Origin of the sequence: Streptomyces lincolnensis, from assembly GCF_001685355.1 — a bacterium.
Classification (GTDB): domain Bacteria; phylum Actinomycetota; class Actinomycetes; order Streptomycetales; family Streptomycetaceae; genus Streptomyces; species Streptomyces lincolnensis.
In genome coordinates this window covers 7128347-7147621 of record NZ_CP016438.1, presented here as the reverse complement: position 1 = coordinate 7147621, position 19275 = coordinate 7128347, and the positions used below count along the sequence as shown (strand labels likewise).

Sequence of the window (19275 nt, the reverse complement as noted above, 5' to 3'; positions counted from 1 at the left end):
GCCGCTGACCGGCGACGGAGCCCCGGAGGCACTACGCTGCGGCCCATGCAGGCGACCGCATACACCTACGACCCCGACACCCGCACCGGGCAGGTACTCCTCGACGACGGCACCCCGATGCCCTTCGACGCGCCGGCGTTCGACGCGGGCGGCCTCCGGCTCCTGCGGCCCGGCCAGCGGGTCCGCATCGAGACGGAGGGGAGCAGGATCACCCTGGTGACCCTCCAGACCTTCTGACCTCTGAGCCTGACCCCTGAGCCTGATCTCTGAGCGGACACGCCGCGGGCCGGACTCCGACAGGGAGTCCGGCCCGGCGCGTGAGTGCCCCTGTGCCCTTACCTCTTGCGGGCGGTGGCCTTCTTGGCGGTGGTCGTGCGGGCCGTCGACTTCTTGGCGGGCGCCTTCTTGGCGGTCGCCTTCTTCGCCGGGGCCTTCTTGGCCGTGGCCTTCTTCGCCGTCGCCTTCTTGGCGGTGGTCTTCTTCGCCGCGGTCGACTTGGCGGCGGTCGAGGTGGTCGCCTTCTTGGCGGGCGCCTTCTTCGCCGTGGTCTTCTTCGCGGTGGCCGTGGTCTTCTTGACCGTCGTCTTCTTGGCGGTGGTCTTCTTCGCCGCGGCCGTCGCCCGCTTCGCCGGGGCGGCCTTCTTGGCCGCGGCCTTCTTGACCGTCGCCGAAGCCCCGCCGGACAGGCTGCCCTTGGGCGCCTTCTTGACCGCCACGTCGTTCTTCGGGAGCTTCTTCGAGCCGCTCACCAGGTCCTTGAACCCCTGGCCCGCACGGAAGCGCGGGACGGAGGTCTTCTTGACCCGAACCCGCTCGCCCGTCTGGGGGTTGCGGGCGTAGCGGGCGGGACGGTCGACCTTCTCGAACGAACCGAAACCGGTGACCGAGACCCGGTCCCCCGCCACGGTCGCGCGGACGATGGCGTCCAGGACCGCGTCGACAGCGTCGGCGGCCTGCTGGCGGCCGCCCACCTTGTCGGCAATCGCTTCTACGAGCTGCGCCTTGTTCACGTCTTCCCCTTCGGAGACATCGCCAGAACGAAAGTGTTCAAGCTTTTTCGCACGTTAGGCAGATATATACCGCAAATCAAACACGAAACGGGCTTATCACCCTTGTGCCGCAACGGACTCGGCCGTCTTGGACTTGTTCAGCGGTCCTCTTCGGGGAATCGACCCTCGTCCAGGTCCGCCGTGAACGCCTCCAGACGCCTTGCCGCATCGGCGAGATCGTGCTTGGCCGCGGCCGTAATGACCAGCAGCTTCCGGGCCAGCGCCATCCGTACGCCCTCCGGGACTTGCAGTGCGCGCACTCTTGTGTGCGCTTCCTTGAGTTGGTCCGCGACTGCCGCATAGAGCTGGAGTTGGCCGTCGTGTTCCATGCACAGATTGTGCCATCTGGGGCGAGTTGTCGCCTGCCAGGGGTGCAACTGCCACCTCAAACGGCCTTCCGGGCGCCTGTGAAAGCCACGGTTACTACAGACGCGTACCCCGGCAACAACCGTCGTAACGTGGGAAGTTGGGAGGACGCCGAGCCGGGCGCAGGGCCGATCGGGTGCAGACACAGCCGTACCCCCGATCGGGCTGATCGGGGGTACGGCGGGGGTGTCGCGGTGGCCGAAACTCGACCTGTTCAGTTGCTCCGGGCGAAGACTTCGGTACGCGGGACGAAGACTCCGGTCAGAAGTCGAGCACTCCGGGTCAGACCGGGAGCGTCCGCGGCTTGTACGAGGGCCGCTTGGCCTCGTAGGCGGCGATGTCGGCCTCGTTCTGGAGGGTGATGGAGATGTCGTCCAGCCCGTTCAGCAGCCGCCAACGGGCGTTCTCGTCGAGCTCGAAGGCGGCCGTGATGCCCTCGGCGCGCACCTCGCGGGCCTCCAGGTCGACCGTGATCTCGGCCGTCGGGTCCTGCTCCGTGAGCTCCTGGAGCGCGTCCACGATCTTCTGCTCCAGAACCACCGTGAGCAGGCCGTTCTTGAGCGAGTTACCGCGGAAGATGTCGGCGAAGCGGGAGGAGATGACGGCCTTGAAGCCGTAGTTCTGGAGCGCCCACACGGCGTGCTCGCGGGAGGAGCCGGTGCCGAAGTCGGGGCCGGCGACCAGGACGGTGGCACCCGCCCGCTCGGGCTGGTTGAGGATGAATTTCTCGTCCTTGCGCCAGGCCTCGAACAGCCCGTCCTCGAACCCGTCCCGGGTCACCTTCTTGAGCCAGTGAGCAGGGATGATCTGGTCGGTGTCGACGTTGGAGCGGCGCAGCGGGACGGCCCGGCCGGTGTGCGTGGTGAATGCTTCCATGACTGATCAGACTCCAGCGGGCGTACGGGTCTCGGCGTCGGACAGGTCGGCCGGGGAGGCCAGGTGGCCCAGCACGGCGGTCGCGGCCGCGACCTGCGGCGACACCAGATGCGTACGGCCGCCCTTGCCCTGCCTGCCCTCGAAGTTGCGGTTGGAGGTGGAGGCGGAGCGCTCGCCCGGGGCCAGCTGGTCGGGGTTCATGCCCAGACACATCGAGCAGCCCGCGTGCCGCCACTCGGCGCCGGCCTCCTTGAAGACGACGTCCAGACCCTCGGAAACGGCCTGGAGACCGACCCGCGCGGAGCCGGGGACGACCAGCATCCGTACGCCGTCGGCGACTTTGCGGCCCTTGACGAGCTCGGCCGCGGCGCGCAGGTCCTCGATACGGCCGTTGGTGCACGAGCCTACGAAGACGGTGTCCACCTTGATGGAGCGCAGCGGCTGACCGGCCTCCAACCCCATGTATTCCAGGGCCTTTTCGGCGGCGTGGCGCTCCGAAGCGTCTTCGTACGAAGCAGGGTCGGGGACGTGGGCCGAAAGCGGCGCGCCCTGGCCCGGGTTGGTGCCCCAGGTGACGAACGGCGACAGCTCGGCGGCCTCGATGACGACCTCGGCGTCGAACTCGGCGTCGTCATCCGTCCTGAGGGTCTTCCAGTACGCGACGGCCGCGTCCCAGTCCTCGCCCTTGGGGGCGTGCGGACGGCCTTCGAGGTAGTCGAAGGTGATCTGGTCGGGGGCGATCATGCCCGCGCGGGCACCGGCCTCGATCGACATGTTGCAGATGGTCATCCGGGCCTCCATCGAGAGCTTCTCGATGGCCTCGCCGCGGTACTCCAGGACGTAGCCCTGGCCGCCACCCGTGCCGATCCGGGCGATGATCGCCAGGATCAGGTCCTTGGCGGTGACGCCCTCGGGCAGTTCGCCGTTGACCGTGATGGCCATGGTCTTCGGGCGGACCAGCGGCAGCGTCTGGGTGGCCAGCACATGCTCGACCTGGGAGGTGCCGATACCGAAGGCCAGACCGCCGAAGGCACCGTGCGTGGAGGTGTGGGAGTCGCCGCAGACGACCGTCATACCGGGCTGGGTCAGACCCAGCTGCGGGCCGACGACGTGCACGACGCCCTGCTCGACGTCGCCCAGCGGGTGCAGGCGCACGCCGAAATCGGCGGCGTTCTTGCGCAGCGTCTCCAGCTGGACGCGGGACACCGGGTCGGCGATGGGCTTGTCGATGTCGAGGGTCGGGGTGTTGTGGTCCTCGGTCGCGATGGTGAGGTCGAGACGGCGCACCGGGCGGCCGCTCTTGCGCAGACCGTCGAAGGCCTGCGGGCTGGTCACCTCGTGCAGGAGGTGGAGATCGATGAAGAGGAGGTCGGGCTCGCCCTCGGCGCGCCGGACGACGTGGTCGTCCCAGACCTTCTCCGCGAGTGTCCTACCCATCGCTTTCCCTCCGGCCGGCGAGCGTCCACCGGCCCAACTAGAGATCTTGAGGAGGCGACTGCCCGGGCCCCTGTTCCGGGCGACCGCCGCCGGGCCCTTCGTCACACGGGCCGCTGTGTCATTCCAGAGTGGCGTGTTCCACGGAAAATTGAACTTGCGTTTCACAGAGTGAGACGCGAGTATCGTTTCATGGACAACAGTAGCGGCGTCGGCGTCCTGGACAAGGCAGCCCTTGTCCTGAGCGCCCTGGAGTCCGGTCCGGCCACCCTCGCGGGTCTGGTCGCGGCGACCGGGCTGGCACGACCCACGGCCCACCGGCTGGCCGTGGCTCTGGAACACCACCGGATGGTGGCGCGTGACATGCAGGGCCGTTTCATTCTCGGCCCCCGTCTGGCAGAACTGGCCGCGGCCGCCGGCGAGGACCGTCTCCTCGCCACCGCGGGGCCGGTGCTCACCCACCTCCGTGACATCACGGGCGAGAGCGCCCAGCTCTACCGCCGCCAGGGCGACATGCGCATCTGCGTCGCCGCGGCGGAGCGCCTGTCCGGCCTGCGGGACACGGTCCCGGTCGGCTCGACGCTCACGATGAAGGCGGGCTCCTCGGCCCAGATCCTCATGGCCTGGGAGGAGCCGGAGCGCCTGCACCGGGGCTTGCAGGGCGCCCGCTTCACGGCGACCGCCCTGTCGGGTGTACGACGCCGTGGCTGGGCCCAGTCCATCGGCGAGCGCGAGCCGGGTGTCGCGTCCGTCTCGGCGCCCGTGCGCGGGCCCTCCAACCGCGTGGTGGCGGCCGTGTCGGTCTCCGGTCCCATCGAGCGCCTGACCCGCCACCCGGGCCGCATGCACGCCCAGGCGGTCATCGACGCCGCCGCCCGCCTCTCCGAGGCTCTGCGCCGTACGGGCTGAGGCGCACGGGATCGTCGTATCCACCATTGATGAAGGACCGGCCTCAACGCCGCGGCAGGTCTTTCACCGACGGGGAGCGACTTACCCGGACGTCCCAACGGAGGCTTCCCCACGCCGAGTTGATATGCGCCGGGCGGGGTCCTCGAACAACAGCGAAGGCCCTCCGCAATTGCGGAGGGCCTTCGTCTTGTACCCCCGACCGGATTCGAACCGGCGCTACCGCCTTGAGAGGGCGGCGTGCTAGGCCGCTACACAACGGGGGCGAGGATCTTGCAAGCGTTTGATGTACAACGCCGCAGATCCGAGCTGGTCTACCTGGACTCGAACCAAGACTAACTGAACCAGAATCAGCCGTGCTGCCAATTACACCATAGACCAATGTGGTTTAGACCAGTTTGTACCCCCGACCGGATTCGAACCGGCGCTACCGCCTTGAGAGGGCGGCGTGCTAGGCCGCTACACAACGGGGGCCCTAGCGATCCTGCATCGAGGTTGGCGGGAGCTACCCGGACCATCCACGCGGGAAGGATCTGTACCCCCGACCGGATTCGAACCGGCGCTACCGCCTTGAGAGGGCGGCGTGCTAGGCCGCTACACAACGGGGGCGATGCAGATGAGCTCTGCGAGCTGGCCTACCTGGACTCGAACCAAGACTAACTGAACCAGAATCAGTCGTGCTGCCAATTACACCATAGGCCACTGGAACGCAAGCCCCTGTGGGGATCTTGTTCTAGTTTGCTCCTCCGGGTTCCGGCCTTTCGGCCCGCTCTCCGGCGGCGCAGGAAGAACATTACCCGAAGGTGGACGGGGCTCCAAAACGGGTATCGGCGCCGAGCAGCGCGGGGAGTTCGGCGAGTGAGGCGATGCGGTGCGGACCCCCGGACGCGTCCGTGCCGGTGTACACGCCGTCGCGGTCGATCCACACCGAGAGCAGTCCGGCGTCGGCGGCGCCCCGCCCGTCGATCTCCGGGTGGTCGCCGACGTACGCCACCTGGTGCGGGTCGAGCTCCAGGGCGTCGCAGGCCGCCAGGAAGGCGCGGGCCTCGGGCTTGGAGACGCCGAGCTCCGCGGCGCACAGGATGGCCTCGAAGCGGTCGTGGACGCCGAGGACACGCAGCTTGCGGTCCTGGACGTGGATGCTGGAGTTGGACAGCACGGCATGCCGGTGGCTGGCGGCGAGGGCGTCCAGGACCGGCAGCACGTCCGGGAAGAGGGCCCAGGCCAGCTCGTAGTGCCCGATGTACCGCTCGAACCAGGCGTCGGCCTCGGCGTCGCTCAGCTCCTCGCCCAGGAACACCCTGACGCGGTCCCGGCGCTGGCCCTGGAAGGACACCTCCCCCGCCGAGAACCGGGCCCACTGGGCGTCGGTGACCTCCCGCCAGCGCGCGATGGCCCGCTCCACACTCTCGTACGCGCCGATCAGTCCCTCGGCCGTCAGATGGCCGCGCATGCCCGCGCGGTCCGCCGCGGTGTAGTCGAAGAGAGTGTCGTCAACGTCCCACACCACAGCCCTGATACCCATGCTCCGACGGTAACCCGGGACACGGATGCGCGTCCGGTGGTCGGCGGTTGTCACTCGGGGGTGCGCGCGGGATCCGGGGCGACGAAGAAGTCGGTGACGAAACAGGTGACCTCGCCGGTCGCGGTGCGGCCGATCCAGGTGGGGTAGCAGCCGTCGCCCCAGCCGGAGGTGAAGGCGGCCAGGGTGGCGCCGCTGCTCGGGGAGGTGACCAGGTGGGGTCCGGGGGCCCAGGTGGTGTGGTCGAAGGCGTCCCAGAGCGGGCCCTCGTCCTCCACGCACTCGGGGAAGGCGCCGTCCACGGAGGCGTCGTAGAAGCAGCCGGTGCCGGCGTCCACTCCGTAGCCGTAGAACTCGTCCGGGCCGAGGTCGGCCGGGTCCTGGTCGGGCAGGAGGGCGATTTCCCAGGTGGCGGTGGGTTCGTCGCGGATGACGAGGCGGGCGGCGGCCACGCGGTGGTGGGGGCTGTCGGGCGCGGGACGGTCCGGCCGGGTGAGGGTCGCGACGGCCGCGTCGACGCGGTAGCGGCCGGGCTCGACGGTGACCGTGAAGGGCTCGGCGTCGCCCTCGCCGAGGCAGACGAACGGATCACAGGCGACGATCCGGCCCGTGGGCAGGGAGAGTTCGCCTCCGGAGGCCAGGTGGATCCGGCCGGTGGTCCCGGTGTCGTCCGTGAAGGTGCTGCCCGGTGTGAAGAGCCAGGTGTGGTCGCGAGCGGGCATCGGCATGACGGCGCCTTCCGGGCGGGACCGCACTGGGCGGCAAGGGGCTTCGGTACCGGCCGGGTGGGGCGGCGCGATGACGGAACAGTAGGCGCCGGCACTGACAACGCCCGGGTGAGCGAACGCCGAAGGGGCGGCACCCGGTGGTCGGGGCCGCCCCTCAGGGGTGGGTCGGGGCTACGCCGTGGGCTTCGCCAGGGCCGCGTCGATGCGGGTCAGCGTCGTGTCCTTGCCCAGGATCTCCAGGGACTCGAAGAGGGGCAGGCCGACCGTGCGGCCGGTGACGGCGACGCGGACCGGGGCCTGGGCCTTGCCGAGCTTGAGGCCGTGGGCCTCGCCGGCGGCCAGGACGGCCTCCTTCAACGACTCCGGCGAGGTCCAGTCGGCCGACTCCAGCTTCTCGCGGGCCGTGCGGAGCAGGGCGTCCGAGCCCTCCTTCATCGCCTTCGTCCAGCTGGGCTCGTCGAAGACCGGCTCCGGCAGGAACAGGAAGTCGACGTTGGCCGTGATCTCCGACAGGACCTTCAGGCGGGTCTGGGCGTGCGGGGCGATCGCCTGCCACTTGGCGTCGTCGAAGTCCTCCGGCGCCCAGGGGGCGAACGGTGCCTTCAGCCAGGGGGCGCAGCGCTCCGTGAAGTCCTTCACGTCCAGCAGGCGGATGTGGTCGCCGTTGATCGCCTCGCACTTCTTGAGGTCGAAGCGGGCCGGGTTGGGGTTGACGTCCGCGATGTCGAAGGCCGCGGTCATCTCGTCCATCGTGAAGATGTCCTGGTCGGCCGAGAGCGACCAGCCCAGCAGCGAGAGGTAGTTGAGCAGGCCCTCGGGCAGGAAGCCGCGCTCGCGGTAGAGGTTGAGCGAGGACTCCGGGTCGCGCTTGGACAGCTTCTTGTTGCCCTCGCCCATGACGTAGGGCAGATGGCCGAAGGCCGGGATCTCCTTCGCGACGCCCAGCTCGATCAGCGCCTTGTACAGGGCGATCTGGCGGGGGGTGGAGGAGAGCAGGTCCTCGCCGCGCAGGACGTGGGTGATCTCCATCAGCGCGTCGTCGACGGGGTTCACCAGCGTGTAGAGGGGCGCACCGTTCGCCCGGACGATCCCGTAGTCCGGGACGTTCTCCGGGGTGAAGGTCAGCTCGCCGCGGACCAGGTCCGTGAAGGTGATCGTCTCGTCGGGCATGCGGAAGCGGACGATCGGGGTGCGGCCCTGGGCCCGGTACTCCTCGACCTGCTCGGCGCTCAGCTCGCGGCAGTGACCGTCGTAGCCGGACGGCTTGCCGGCGGCGCGGGCGGCCTCGCGGCGGGTGTCCAGCTCCTCCTGGGAGCAGTAGCAGTGGTAGGCGTGACCGGCGTCCAGGAGCTTGCCCGCGATGTCCTTGTAGAGGTCCATCCGCTGCGACTGGCGGTAGGGCGCGTGCGGGCCGCCGACCTCGGGGCCCTCGTCCCAGTCGAAGCCCAGCCAGCGCAGCGAGTCCAGCAGCTGCTCGTAGGACTCCTCGGAGTCGCGGGCCGCGTCGGTGTCCTCGATGCGGAAGACCAGAGTGCCCTGGTGGTGCCGCGCGAACGCCCAGTTGAACAGGGCGGTGCGGACCAGGCCCACATGGGGGTTACCGGTGGGCGAGGGGCAGAAACGTACGCGAACGGGGGAGCCGGGTGCGCTAGCCACGCTTGACAACCTTGTTGGTGAGAGTGCCGATGCCTTCGATGGTGACGGCGACCTCGTCGCCGACGGTGAGGGGCCCGACGCCTGCCGGGGTGCCCGTGAGGATCACGTCGCCGGGGAGCAGCGTCATGGCCTCGGAGATGTTGACGATCAGATCCTCGATCGAGTGGATCATCTCGCTGGTGCGGCCGAGCTGGCGCTGTTCGCCGTTGACCGTGAGCTGGACGGTCAGGTCGGACGCCGTCCGCAGGTCGAGGTCCGTCTCCACCCAGGGGCCCAGTGGGCAGGAGGTGTCGAAGCCCTTGGCCCGGGCCCACTGCTTCTCGCGCTTCTGCACGTCACGGGCGGTGACGTCGTTCGCGCAGGTGTAGCCGAAGATCACGTCCTTGACGCGCTCGCGCGGGACCTCGCGGCACATGCGGCCGATGACGACGGCCAGTTCGGCCTCGTGGTGCAGTTCCTCGGAGAAGGAGGGGTACTGGATCTCGTCGCCGGGGCCGATCACCGAGGTGGAGGGCTTGAAGAAGGCGAACGGGGCGTCGGGGACCTCGTTGCCCAGTTCCTTCGCGTGGTCGGCGTAGTTGCGGCCGAAGGCCACGACCTTGTTGGGGAGCACCGGCGGCAGCAGACGCACCTTGTTGACCGGGACCTTCGTACCGGAGAGCTCGAAGTCCGCGAACGGGATGCCCTTGATGATGTCGAGGACGAGCTCGTCCGGCCTGTCGCCCTCGACCGCGCCGAAGGCGACGTTCCCGTCGATGGAGAATCTGGCGATGCGCACGGGATCCTGGCGCCCCTCACTGAGTCACTGAGCTGCTGGAGTCTGACGCTCCAGGCTAACGCGGCACAGGGCGGGCGCCTCGCGTAGTACGCGGGACGCCCCGGCCCCCGGCCGGTGACACCGGTGATCTACGATCTACTGCTGGACGGCGCCCGCCGTGGCAGGCATCTCCATCAGGATCGTGCGCCGCGGGTTGGCGGTCTGGGCCGGGAGGTCGACGGAGTGCTCCGGCTGCTCCACCGTCCGCAGGTCGTCGGCGTCCTTCAGGTGCGCCAGCGTGGTGCGTCGCGGGTTGGCGATCTTGTGGAACATCGTCGTCGTCTTCACGGTTGTACTCGACCTCGGTGGTTGTGAGTTGGCAGATTCTACCTTCTTGTAAAGCGTCAGGCTAAACACGCCATTCCCCGCCGAAGCCGCGAAGACCCCATGATCCGCGTGTGAGTTTGCTCACTCACCTATGGGCATAACGGACAATTGCGAACCTCAACCCACCCCTACGAAACGGACATTGACTACCTGAAGCCATCATTCCGCTCCTGATCATGGCGACTGGGACACCCGGAGTCCCCGGGTGACTCGCGGGCATAAGTCCGTTATGCGGGAGATCAGTTGCCACACCTGGTGACTTCGCACTCACGTTCTGTCACGCCGGTCGCGCCCTGACCCACGGGCCTTGTTGGAGATCCGGCACTGTGCTGGAATTCCACGGACCGCCGCGGGATCGAGCCGGCGCACAGGGGGCGCAGACAAGCGCCGAGCGGCGGTGAGAAGGGGGAGCCAGCGCCGGTCACTCACGACCACCAGGGTGCGTAATTCAGGACGCTCCCTACGACGCCGACACCGTGTCCTTCCGTTCATCCGGAAGGGCGCCTGGTCCAGAGGTTGCGACGCTAGTGCAGGGACGTTTCAAGAGGGATGGCAGTGCTTCGGCGGAGCCGGAGCCGCGCGGCGGGACCGGCCCCATGGCCGGCGGCTCCTCGCCCCAGCACGCCCAGAACCCGGGCACGGCCCCGTCCGGCGACGGCGGTGAGCGCTCCGGGCGCCCCGGTGTGTCGTCAGCGTCGTCGAGCCCGTCCACTCCGACCACGCCGGCGGTGAAGCCGCCGAAGGGCCCCTCCGGCCCCGGCCCCCGAATAGCGCTGCGCAACTGGCGCATCTCCACGCGTCTGGTCGCTCTGCTCACGCTCCCGGTGGTGGCGGCCACCTCCCTGGGCGCGCTGCGCATCAACGACTCGATGGACGACATCCAGCAGCTCGACAACATGAAGCTGCTGACGGAGATGACCAAGCAGGCCACCGAGCTGGCCGCCGCGCTCCAGGAGGAGCGCGACCAGTCGGCCGGTCCGCTGGCGCACAGGACGGGGACGTCGACCGACTACACGGTCAAGGGCTTCCGGGACAAGACGGACCGGGCGGTGGACACCTTCAAGGCCGCCGCCGAGGACATCGACACCCCGACCGAGGACAGCAACCTCCAGGGCGTCCGCGAGAACCTCGTCGGCCTCGTCCGCGACCTGGCCGGCCTGTCGAAGATCCGCTCCTCGGCCTACACGACCGACGGCAACACCTCCCAGACGGTCGAGGGCTACCACCGCCTCATCACCAACCTGCTGGAACTCTCGCAGGACATGGCGGAGGCCACCAGCAACCCCGAGATGATCCAGCGCACGCGCGCCCTGGCGGCCTTCTCGTCCGCCAAGGAGTACGCGTCCGTGCAGCGCGCGATCCTCGCGGCGGCGCTCCCCGTCAGCAACAACACCGCCGGTGACCTCGCCGAGAGCGACCGCCTCTACGCCGAGGGCGCGCTCCAGAGCGAGGAGTCCGACCTCGCGAGCTTCCGCAGCATCTACGGCACGGACGCCGCCCCCGAGCTCCTCAAGCCCGTCCAGGAGGGCAACCCGACCATCCAGGCCACCGACCTCTACGCGGCCCGTGCCCTGGGCCGTACGGACGGTCTGGCCGGTCTGGACAAGCGGTCGTACAAGGACTGGGTGGACGACAGCTCGATCAAGATCGAGCAGATGGGCAACATCGAGCACACACTGCTCGAACAGATGGAGCAGAAGGCCCGCGAGCTGCGCAACGAGTCGGAGCGCGACGCGATCATCTCCGGTGCGCTGATCCTGATCGTCCTCGGTATCTCGCTGGTCGGCGCGTTCGTCGTGGCCCGCTCCATGATCCGCTCGCTGCGCCGCCTCCAGGAGTCCGCCAACAAGGTCGCCCAGGACCGGCTGCCCGAGCTGGTCAAGCAGCTGTCCGAGTCCGACCCGCAGGACGTCGACACCTCCGTCGAGTCGGTCGGTGTGCACTCCCGGGACGAGATCGGCCAGGTGGCCGCGGCCTTCGACGACGTGCACCGCGAGGCGGTCCGCCTCGCCGCCGAGCAGGCCCTTCTCCGGGGCAACGTCAACGCGATGTTCACCAACCTCTCGCGCCGCTCCCAGGGCCTGATCCAGCGCCAGCTGTCGCTGATCTCCGAACTGGAGTCCCGCGAGGCCGACCCGGACCAGCTGTCCTCGCTGTTCAAGCTCGACCACCTCGCGACCCGCATGCGCCGTAACGGTGAGAACCTCCTCGTTCTCGCCGGTGAGGAGCCCGGCCGCCGCTGGACCCGTCCGGTCCCGCTGGTCGACGTGCTCCGCGCCGCGGCCTCCGAGGTGGAGCAGTACGAGCGCATCGAGCTGTCGTCCGTGCCGACCACCGAAGTGGCCGGCCGGGTCGTCAACGACCTCGTGCACCTGCTCGCCGAGCTGCTGGAGAACGCCACCTCGTTCTCCTCCCCGCAGACCAAGGTCAAGGTCACCGGTCACGCGCTGCCCGACGGCCGCGTACTGATCGAGATCCACGACACCGGCATCGGCCTCTCCCCCGAGGACCTCGCCGCGATCAACGAGCGGCTCGCCTCGCCGCCCACCGTGGACGTGTCGGTCTCCCGCCGCATGGGTCTGTTCGTGGTCGGCCGGCTGTCGCAGCGCCACGGCATCCGCATCCAGCTGCGCCCCTCCGACTCCGGCGGTACGACCGCGCTGGTCATGCTGCCCGTCGACGTCGCCCAGGGCGGCAAGAAGCCCGCTCCGGGCAAGCCCGGCCAGGGCGGTCCGTCCGGCGGCGGTGCCGCGGCGGCCGCCGCGGCCGGTGTCGCCGCCGCCCGTCGCGGCGGTCAGCCGGGTGGCGGTGCCCTCGGCGCCGGTGCCCCCGGTGCCGGCGCTCTCGGTGGCGGTGCGCCCACGGGTGGCCGGCTCAACGCCGGTCAGGGACCGCGGGCCGCGCTGCCGGGCCGGGACAACAGCGGTCGTCCGGGCGGGGCGCGCGGGCCGCAGGGCCCGGGTGCGCCGCAGGGCCGGCCGGCTCCGAGTGGTGCGGGCGCCGGTTTCGGCGGCCAGGCGCCGGGTGCCCCGCAGGGCCTCCAGGCCGCGGGCACGGGTGGCCCGCAGGACCCCTTCGGTGGCGGCCAGGACTCGTTCGGCAGCGGCCGTGACGCCTTCGGCGGCGGTCAGGACGCCTTCGGCGGCCCCCGGAACCCCGCACCCCCGGCGCAGCCGCCGTCCGGCAACAGCGGTGAGCAGCCGCAGTCCCGGCGTCGCCGGCCGCAGCTGCCGGGTCGCGGTGGTCCGCGGGCCGAGCTGCCCGGCGGCAACCCGCAGCAGCCCCGCACCCCCAGCTGGAGCGACGAGAACGCCCAGCCGCCGGTGCCGCGGGCCTCGCTGGACACCCCGCGCGGCCATGACGAGCAGGACTCGGCGCACACCTCCCGGATGCCGCGGATCGACGACCGGCAGGGCCCGGGCGCGACCGCGGAGATGCCCGCGATCCCGCGCCCCGACGGCCGTCAGGGTCCCGGTCCGGCCGACGACTTCACCCGCTCCGACTTCGACGTCCCGCAGAACACCGGTCAGAACCCGGACGGTGGCGGGTACGTCCGCCCGGACGTCTTCGGCGCCCCCGGTCAGAACACCCCCTCGACCACGGGCCGCTTCACCTCCCCGCAGGCGTACGACAACGGTTCCACCGGCCAGTTCGCGGCGCCGGGTGGCGACAACGGGGCTACCGGCCCGTTCAGTCGGCCCGGCTACGACGACGGCTCCACGGGGCAGCACGCCCTGCCGGGCCGGGACCCGGGTGAGACCTCCTCCGTCACGGGCCAGTTCGACCGCCCGCAGGTCAACGGCAACCAGGGCGCCGACTTCGGTGCCCCGCGCCCGCCGATGCCGCCGCGTCCGCAGCAGCGGCCCGCCCGTCAGGAGCCCGAGGCGTTGCCGCCGGCGGGCCCCGGCGACGGACGGACGCCGCTGTACGACACGCTGGAGACCAACTGGTTCCACGGCGGTCCGCAGGAGCAGCAGCAGAGCGGCAACGACTCGGCTCCGGCGGCGGCCCCGCGGCAGCAGTCCCAGACTCCGGCCGCCCCTCAACGTCCCGCAACCGGCTCCTGGCGCAGCTCGCCGAACGACGATCTCGTTCGGCAGGCGGAGCGCGTACGGCAGCCGGCCGCGGGCGGTGTCACCACCTCCGGTCTGCCGCGCCGGGTTCCCAGGGCGAACCTCGTCCCGGGCACGGCTCAGCAGCAACAGCACCAAGCCGGTCCGCAGGTCTCGCGTGCGCCTGATGACGTACGCGGCCGGCTGACCAATCTCCGTCGGGGCATCGCGCAGGGTCGACAGGCGGGTACCGGTCCCGGTACCGGCCAGACCGGTAGCTTCCCGAGCCCCACTCACCAGCAGGAGCGTTAGTTGAGTCCGATGAGCCAGGCGGCACAGAACCTGAACTGGTTGATCACCAACTTCGTGGACAACACCCCCGGGGTGTCCCACACCGTCGTCGTGTCCGCCGACGGCCTCCTGCTGGCGATGTCCGAGGGTTTTCCCCGTGACCGTGCCGATCAGCTGGCGGCCGTCGCGTCGGGACTCACCTCACTGACGGCCGGCGCCTCCCGGATCTTCGAGGGCGGCGACGTGGCACAGACGGTCGTGGAGATGGAACGAGGATTTCTCTTCCTCATGTCCGTCTCGGACGGTTCGTCGCTGGCCGTTCTCGCCCACCCCGACTGCGACATCGGCCTCGTCGGCTACGAGATGGCGCTCCTGGTCGACCGGGCGGGCGCGGTGCTCACGCCCGACCTGCGCGCCGAACTCCAGGGAAGTCTGCTCCACTGACCCGCTCGGATCCAATCCGTCTCACCACATCACCGTCCGGCCGCCACAGTTCCCCCACCGGCCTCGTCAGACGGCTTGACTGACCGACTTGCTGTCCCGCCCGGAGGATTCATGACCCCGCCCACCGCCTCTCATGATCCGTACGCGGAGCCGTACGAGGATGAGGGCGACCAGCCGCTGGTACGTCCATACGCGATGACCGGCGGCCGGACCCGGCCGCGCTACCAGCTCGCCATCGAAGCCCTGATCAGCACCACGGCCGACCCGGCGGCGCTGATGGGACTGCTCCCCGAGCACCAGCGCATCTGCCACCTCTGCCGGGAGGTGAAGTCCGTCGCCGAGGTCTCGGCGCTGCTGGCCATGCCGCTGGGTGTGGCCCGGATTCTTGTCGCGGACCTCGCGGAGGCCGGCCTCGTCGCCATTCACCAGCCCGGCGGCGACGAGTCCACTGGTGCTCCGGACGTGACACTGCTCGAAAGGGTGCTCAGTGGACTTCGCAAGCTCTGACGGAGGCCGGGCGACCACTTCCGCCAAGATCGTGGTCGCGGGCGGCTTCGGCGTGGGCAAGACCACGTTCGTGGGCGCCGTCTCCGAGATCAACCCGCTGCGCACCGAGGCCGTCATGACGTCCGCGAGCGCGGGCATCGACGACCTCACCCACACCGGGGACAAGACGACCACCACGGTCGCCATGGACTTCGGCCGTATCACCCTGGACCAGGACCTGATCCTGTACCTCTTCGGTACGCCGGGTCAGGACCGCTTCTGGTTCATGTGGGACGACCTGGTGCGCGGCGCGATCGGCGCGGTGGTCCTGGTCGACACCCGGCGTCTTGCCGACTGCTTCCCGGCGGTCGACTACTTCGAGAACTCCGGTCTGCCGTTCGTCGTCGCGCTCAACGGCTTCGACGGGCACCAGCCCTACCAGCCGGAGGAAGTGCGCGAGGCCCTTCAGATCGGCCCCGACACCCCGATCATCACCACCGACGCCCGGCATCGCTCCGATGCCAAGGGTGCGCTGATCACGCTGGTGGAGCACGCTTTGATGGCACGTCTGAGGTAACTCCCCAGGCACATTACGAGTGGCATCCAAGTCGGCAGCACCATACGGCAGTTGTCGTAGATGCGGCGGAGCCGACTGTGTCCTTTGACACGGTCGGCCCCGGTGTTCATAACGTTTCGGCAGAGGAATCGGGTGGTATGGCCACGCGTCGCGGTCAACTGGTGCCGCTGCGCGCACGAAGGCCCCGTCATTTGACGGGGCTCGCTCTTTATGACCGTTTTATCTAGGGCTTACATCACGTCTCATGCCCACCCCCGACTGTTTGGAGGTGCGTAGGCCGACGTGCTGGAATGCCTGAACTGCCCAATAGTCAAAGACGTACTCACAGTCGAGGCGTACTGGGCTCTGAGACACTGCGGCACAACGTTGGTGCCGACCGCCGGAAGGTTGTTGGTCGAGTGAGGCGAAGCAAGAACGGTCCCGAGCCGTCGGCCCGGGGCAACTTCACCCCGCCGCCGCGCGGAGCGGCGCCCGCCCCTGTGCCCGGATCGGAACCAACGGCGGTGCCCGCTCCGAGCGGCGGCCGTCTCTCCCCCCGGAACTGGCGGGTGCCGACCCGGCTGAACGCGATCCTGCTCATACCCGTGATGGTCGGCCTCGTCATGGGCGGCTTCCAGGTGAAGAGCTCGATCGACACCTGGCAGGAGGCCGAGGACGCGGAGAACACCGCGCGTCTGGTGCGGGCCGCGCTCGCCTACGGCAACGAACTGCTCGTCGAGCGTGACGTCACCGCCGCGCCCCTGCTCCAGGGCAAGGGCCAGAAGGACCCGACGGTCGTCCAGGCCCGTGCGAACACCGACAAGGCGGCCGACGCCTTCGACGAGGCCGTCAAGAGCATGCCGGACCGGGCCAACCTGGTGCGCCGCCTGGACCGCTTCCGCGAGGTCGAGCCGAAGCTGACGGACCTGCGCAAGGCCGCCTACACCGACCGGCTCGACGGCGTGGAGACCGAAGAGGGCTACGTCGAGACCGAGCACCGGCTGCTGGAGTTCGCCAACGAGCTCGGCCTGGGCACCGGCAACATCACCAGCTACGGCCGTACGGTCTACGCGATCTCGCTGACCAAGGGCGCGGTCTCCCTGGACCGTTCCATCGGTATGCACATGCTGATCAAGCCCGGCCCCGACGCCGCGGACCTGGCCAAGCAGCGCGTCGCCCTGTCCTCGTACGCCTACCTGGAGGGCATCGCCATCCAGGAGTACCAGAGCGGCGGTACCGAGGAGGACAACGCCAAGCTGGTCGAGGCAGTCCGGCAGATCAGGGCCGAGGGCGCGCGGATGGCCCAGGAGGCCAAGGCCAAGGACCCGGACTACGTGCCGCCGCCCTCCGGTGACACCGCGATGGTCACCCGGCTCGGCGCGCTGTCCTCGACGGACCCCAGCGCCCGTGCCGAGCTGGCCCAGCAGGGCGTCACCGCGCAGAACTGGTGGGCGCTCACCACGCTCAAGTTCAACGCGTACAACAAGATCGAGACGGATCTGGCCAACACCGCGGTGAGCGAGGCCTCCGACATCGCCGACAGCGCCAAGCGGGACGCGCTGATCACCGGTGCCGCCGTCGTCGTCGCCCTGCTCGCCGCGTTCATCCTGGCCGGCATGGTGGCCCGCCAGATGTCCCGTGCGATGCGCCAGCTGCGCAACGCCGCCTTCGGTATCGCCGAGCAGCGGCTGCCGATGCTGGTCGACCAGCTCTCGCGCACCGACCCGGGCCGGGTGGACACCCGTGTCCAGCCCATCCCGATCAACACCCGGGACGAGATCGGCGAGGTCGCCCGCGCCTTCGACCAGGTCCACCGCGAGGCGGTCCGGCTCGCCTCCGAGCAGGCCCTGCTGCGGGGCAACATCAACGCGATCTTCACCAACCTCTCGCGCCGCAACCAGTCCCTGATCGAGGGCCAGCTGACCCTGATCACCGACCTGGAGAACAACGAGGCGGACCCGGACCAGCTGGAGAACCTCTTCAAGCTGGACCACCTGGCCACCCGTATGCGCCGCAACGGCGAGAACCTCCTGGTCCTCGCCGGCGAGGAGCCCGGCCGCCGCTGGGACCAGCCGGTCCCGCTGGTCGACGTGCTGCGCGCCGCCTCCTCCGAGGTGGAGCAGTACGAGCGCATCGAGCTGTCCGGCGTCCCGGAGGCCGAGATCCACGGCCGCGCGGTCACCGACCTCGTGCACCTGCTCGCCGAGCTGCTGGAGAACGCCACCACGTTCTCCTCGCCGCAGACCAAGGTCCGCGTCACCGCGACCCGTCTCCCCGACGGCCGCATCATGATCGAGATCCACGACAAGGGCATCGGTCTGACCGCCGAGGACTTCGCGGACATCAACCACAAGCTCGCGAACCCGCCCACCGTGGACGCCGCGATCTCGCAGCGCATGGGCCTCTTCGTGGTCGGCCGCCTCTCCGACCGGCACGGCATCCGCGTCCAGCTGCGCCCCTCCGGCGAGCAGGCCGGCACGACCTCCCTGGTCATGCTGCCCGACGCGATCACCCACGGCGGTGGCGGCGGCGAGCAGCAGCCGATGCAGGACGAGTTCACCGTCTCGCAGATCATCCCGGAGCAGCGCTACCAGGGCGAGGACTTCAGCAACGGCCTGCCGATGCGCACGGCCGCGGAGCTGGGCTTCGACGACAGCCGCTACGCCGAGGTCCCGGACGACATACGTGAGCTGGACCCGGTGGGCCGCTCCCTGATGCGCGAGGAGCGCCGGGCGGCCCTGGAGGCCCAGAACCACGGCCAGGAGTCCCCGGAGTCCGCCGCCTACGCCGAGGGCTTCGACGCCCGGTCCGGCTACGGCAACGCCCAGGGCGACTTCCAGGAGCAGCAGCACCCCGACCCCGCCGCGTTCGACCGGCAGCCCGCCTACGAAGAGCCGCAGCAGCCGGCGTACGAAGAGCAGCAGCAGCCGGCGTACGAAGAGCAGCAGCAGCCGGCGTACGAAGAGCAGCAGCGCCCGGCGTACGACGAGCAGTACTACGCGCCGAACGGCGGTCTGCCGCAGAACGACCTGTTCTCCCCGAACGGCGGCCAGAACGGCTCCGTGCCGCAGAACGGCGGCTACCCGTCGAACGGCGGCTACCCGGAGCCCTCGTATACGGAGCCGGCTCAGGAGGAGCCCGCGCCGGCCCAGGGTGCGGCGCCGGAGAGGTTCTCGGCGTTCGAAGAGCCGTCCTACCAGGATGACTGGCCGCAGTCGGACGGCTACCGGAACGGATACCCGGACCAGTACGCTCCGGAAGCGGAATCCGCGCAGGCCGCTGACGTGAGCGAGCAGGACCGCGTAGGCTTCGACCGTCCGGGGCCGGGCCCCTCCACCGCGGGTCACCAGCTGACCGACGCCGGCCTTCCCCGCCGCGGATCCACCGCGGGCGGCGCGAACGGCTCGAACGGCACGCGGCCTGCGAACCAGGAGCCGCCGGCCTCCACGCCGGAGAGCAACGGCACCGACTCCTGGCGCTCGGCGAACGACGCGCGCTGGCAGCAGGCCTCGCAGCTCCGGAAGCCCAAGGCGGGCGGGGTCACCTCCTCCGGCCTGCCGCGGCGGGTGCCCAAGGCCAACCTGGTCGAGGGAGCCGCCGAGTCGACCCCACAGGGCGGCCCACAGGTCTCCCGCGCCCCCGAGGACATCCGGGGCAGGCTGAGCAACCTGCGCCGCGGTGTCCAGCGAGGACGCACCGCAGGCAGTGAAACGAACGGTCAGGGCTTCGGTTCTGACAGCACCTACAACCAGGAGCGTTAGTGTG

The 19275-nt window shown here is 69.9% G+C and carries 16 protein-coding genes and 5 tRNA genes; 7 read left to right on the top strand and 14 right to left on the bottom strand.

All coding sequences use genetic code 11. The annotated features are described in order from the left end of the window. The first annotated feature begins 45 nt into the window (after positions 1–45). Positions 46–237, top strand: a complete 192-nt coding sequence (locus tag SLINC_RS31920; RefSeq protein WP_067440337.1) for a hypothetical protein — start codon at positions 46–48, stop codon at positions 235–237. 98 nt (positions 238–335) lie between these two features. On the opposite strand, the gene SLINC_RS31915 is transcribed toward SLINC_RS31920, so the two are convergent. The 4 genes from SLINC_RS31915 to leuC all read right to left on the bottom strand — a co-directional run bounded on the left by SLINC_RS31915 (position 336) and on the right by leuC (position 3728). Further along, positions 336–1010 (bottom strand): HU family DNA-binding protein, encoded by a 675-nt coding sequence (locus tag SLINC_RS31915; protein ID WP_067440334.1) that lies wholly within the window; start codon positions 1008–1010, stop codon positions 336–338. A gap of 137 nt (positions 1011–1147) precedes the next feature. After that, the gene (locus tag SLINC_RS31910; protein ID WP_067445919.1) at positions 1148–1378 is read right to left on the bottom strand and encodes an SCO5555 family protein; all 231 of its coding nucleotides are present in this window, start codon (positions 1376–1378) and stop codon (positions 1148–1150) included. Between the two features lie 319 nt (positions 1379–1697). Next, the gene (gene leuD / locus SLINC_RS31905; RefSeq protein WP_067440330.1) at positions 1698–2291 is read right to left on the bottom strand and encodes a 3-isopropylmalate dehydratase small subunit; all 594 of its coding nucleotides are present in this window, start codon (positions 2289–2291) and stop codon (positions 1698–1700) included. 6 nt (positions 2292–2297) lie between these two features. Next, positions 2298–3728, bottom strand: coding sequence for a 3-isopropylmalate dehydratase large subunit (gene leuC / locus SLINC_RS31900; RefSeq protein ID WP_067440328.1), 1431 nt, complete (start codon positions 3726–3728; stop codon positions 2298–2300). Between the two features lie 189 nt (positions 3729–3917). On the opposite strand from leuC, the gene ndgR reads away from it, so the two are divergent. Then, positions 3918–4634 carry an IclR family transcriptional regulator NdgR gene (gene ndgR / locus SLINC_RS31895; RefSeq protein ID WP_007384919.1) on the top strand — a complete coding sequence of 239 codons (717 nt, stop codon included), beginning with the start codon at positions 3918–3920 and terminating at the stop codon, positions 4632–4634. Between the two features lie 190 nt (positions 4635–4824). Here the strand turns inward: ndgR and SLINC_RS31890 are convergent. From SLINC_RS31890 to SLINC_RS31845, 10 genes are all read right to left on the bottom strand, one after another. Continuing rightward, a tRNA-Glu gene (locus tag SLINC_RS31890) sits at positions 4825–4897 on the bottom strand. 43 nt (positions 4898–4940) lie between these two features. Then, positions 4941–5012 (bottom strand) — tRNA-Gln (locus SLINC_RS31885). A 20-nt stretch (positions 5013–5032) separates the two neighbouring features. After that, positions 5033–5105: transfer RNA gene (locus SLINC_RS31880), tRNA-Glu, on the bottom strand. 62 nt (positions 5106–5167) lie between these two features. Next, positions 5168–5240, bottom strand: a tRNA-Glu gene (locus SLINC_RS31875). A 21-nt stretch (positions 5241–5261) separates the two neighbouring features. Further along, a tRNA-Gln gene (locus SLINC_RS31870) sits at positions 5262–5333 on the bottom strand. A 91-nt stretch (positions 5334–5424) separates the two neighbouring features. After that, positions 5425–6156: an HAD family hydrolase gene (locus SLINC_RS31865; RefSeq protein WP_067440325.1), complete on the bottom strand. Its 732-nt coding sequence runs from the start codon at positions 6154–6156 to the stop codon at positions 5425–5427. Positions 6157–6206: 50 nt separating this feature from the next. Further along, complete coding sequence (locus SLINC_RS31860) at positions 6207–6881, bottom strand: DUF4241 domain-containing protein (RefSeq protein WP_067440323.1); 675 nt, start codon at positions 6879–6881, stop codon at positions 6207–6209. Between the two features lie 171 nt (positions 6882–7052). Further along, positions 7053–8537 (bottom strand): glutamate--tRNA ligase, encoded by a 1485-nt coding sequence (gltX, locus tag SLINC_RS31855; RefSeq protein ID WP_079164832.1) that lies wholly within the window; start codon positions 8535–8537, stop codon positions 7053–7055. After that, positions 8530–9315, bottom strand: coding sequence for a fumarylacetoacetate hydrolase family protein (locus SLINC_RS31850; RefSeq protein ID WP_067440317.1), 786 nt, complete (start codon positions 9313–9315; stop codon positions 8530–8532). Before SLINC_RS31850 ends, gltX begins: the two co-directional genes overlap by 8 nt. Before the next feature lie 135 nt (positions 9316–9450). Next, positions 9451–9642, bottom strand: coding sequence for a hypothetical protein (locus tag SLINC_RS31845; RefSeq protein WP_067440315.1), 192 nt, complete (start codon positions 9640–9642; stop codon positions 9451–9453). Between the two features lie 566 nt (positions 9643–10208). Between SLINC_RS31845 and SLINC_RS31840 the strand changes: the two genes are divergently transcribed. The 5 genes from SLINC_RS31840 to SLINC_RS31820 all read left to right on the top strand — a co-directional run bounded on the left by SLINC_RS31840 (position 10209) and on the right by SLINC_RS31820 (position 19271). Continuing rightward, a complete protein-coding gene (locus SLINC_RS31840; RefSeq protein WP_067440312.1) occupies positions 10209–14045 on the top strand; it encodes a sensor histidine kinase in 3837 nt (1278 codons plus the stop codon). A 9-nt stretch (positions 14046–14054) separates the two neighbouring features. Next, the gene (locus SLINC_RS31835) at positions 14055–14468 is read left to right on the top strand and encodes a roadblock/LC7 domain-containing protein (protein ID WP_030667329.1); all 414 of its coding nucleotides are present in this window, start codon (positions 14055–14057) and stop codon (positions 14466–14468) included. A 111-nt stretch (positions 14469–14579) separates the two neighbouring features. Beyond that, positions 14580–14975, top strand: coding sequence for a DUF742 domain-containing protein (locus SLINC_RS31830; RefSeq protein WP_030611532.1), 396 nt, complete (start codon positions 14580–14582; stop codon positions 14973–14975). Then, positions 14956–15531, top strand: a complete 576-nt coding sequence (locus SLINC_RS31825; protein WP_067440310.1) for a GTP-binding protein — start codon at positions 14956–14958, stop codon at positions 15529–15531. The genes SLINC_RS31830 and SLINC_RS31825 overlap by 20 nt, the downstream gene beginning before the upstream one ends. A gap of 398 nt (positions 15532–15929) precedes the next feature. Then, positions 15930–19271: a sensor histidine kinase gene (locus SLINC_RS31820; RefSeq protein WP_067440307.1), complete on the top strand. Its 3342-nt coding sequence runs from the start codon at positions 15930–15932 to the stop codon at positions 19269–19271. Positions 19272–19275: the final 4 nt, after the last annotated feature.

Bases quoted from the DNA above. Each gene is read 5' to 3' on its own strand.
- SLINC_RS31860 (WP_067440323.1), bottom strand. From the start codon at position 6,881: ATGCCGATGCCCGCTCGCGACCACACCTGGCTCTTCACACCGGGCAGC.
- SLINC_RS31920 (WP_067440337.1), top strand. From the start codon at position 46: ATGCAGGCGACCGCATACACCTACGACCCCGACACCCGCACCGGGCAG.
- SLINC_RS31835 (WP_030667329.1), top strand. From the start codon at position 14,055: ATGAGCCAGGCGGCACAGAACCTGAACTGGTTGATCACCAACTTCGTG.
- SLINC_RS31865 (WP_067440325.1), bottom strand. From the start codon at position 6,156: ATGGGTATCAGGGCTGTGGTGTGGGACGTTGACGACACTCTCTTCGAC.
- leuC (WP_067440328.1), bottom strand. From the start codon at position 3,728: ATGGGTAGGACACTCGCGGAGAAGGTCTGGGACGACCACGTCGTCCGG.
- leuD (WP_067440330.1), bottom strand. From the start codon at position 2,291: ATGGAAGCATTCACCACGCACACCGGCCGGGCCGTCCCGCTGCGCCGC.
- SLINC_RS31830 (WP_030611532.1), top strand. From the start codon at position 14,580: ATGACCCCGCCCACCGCCTCTCATGATCCGTACGCGGAGCCGTACGAG.
- ndgR (WP_007384919.1), top strand. From the start codon at position 3,918: ATGGACAACAGTAGCGGCGTCGGCGTCCTGGACAAGGCAGCCCTTGTC.
- SLINC_RS31910 (WP_067445919.1), bottom strand. From the start codon at position 1,378: ATGGAACACGACGGCCAACTCCAGCTCTATGCGGCAGTCGCGGACCAA.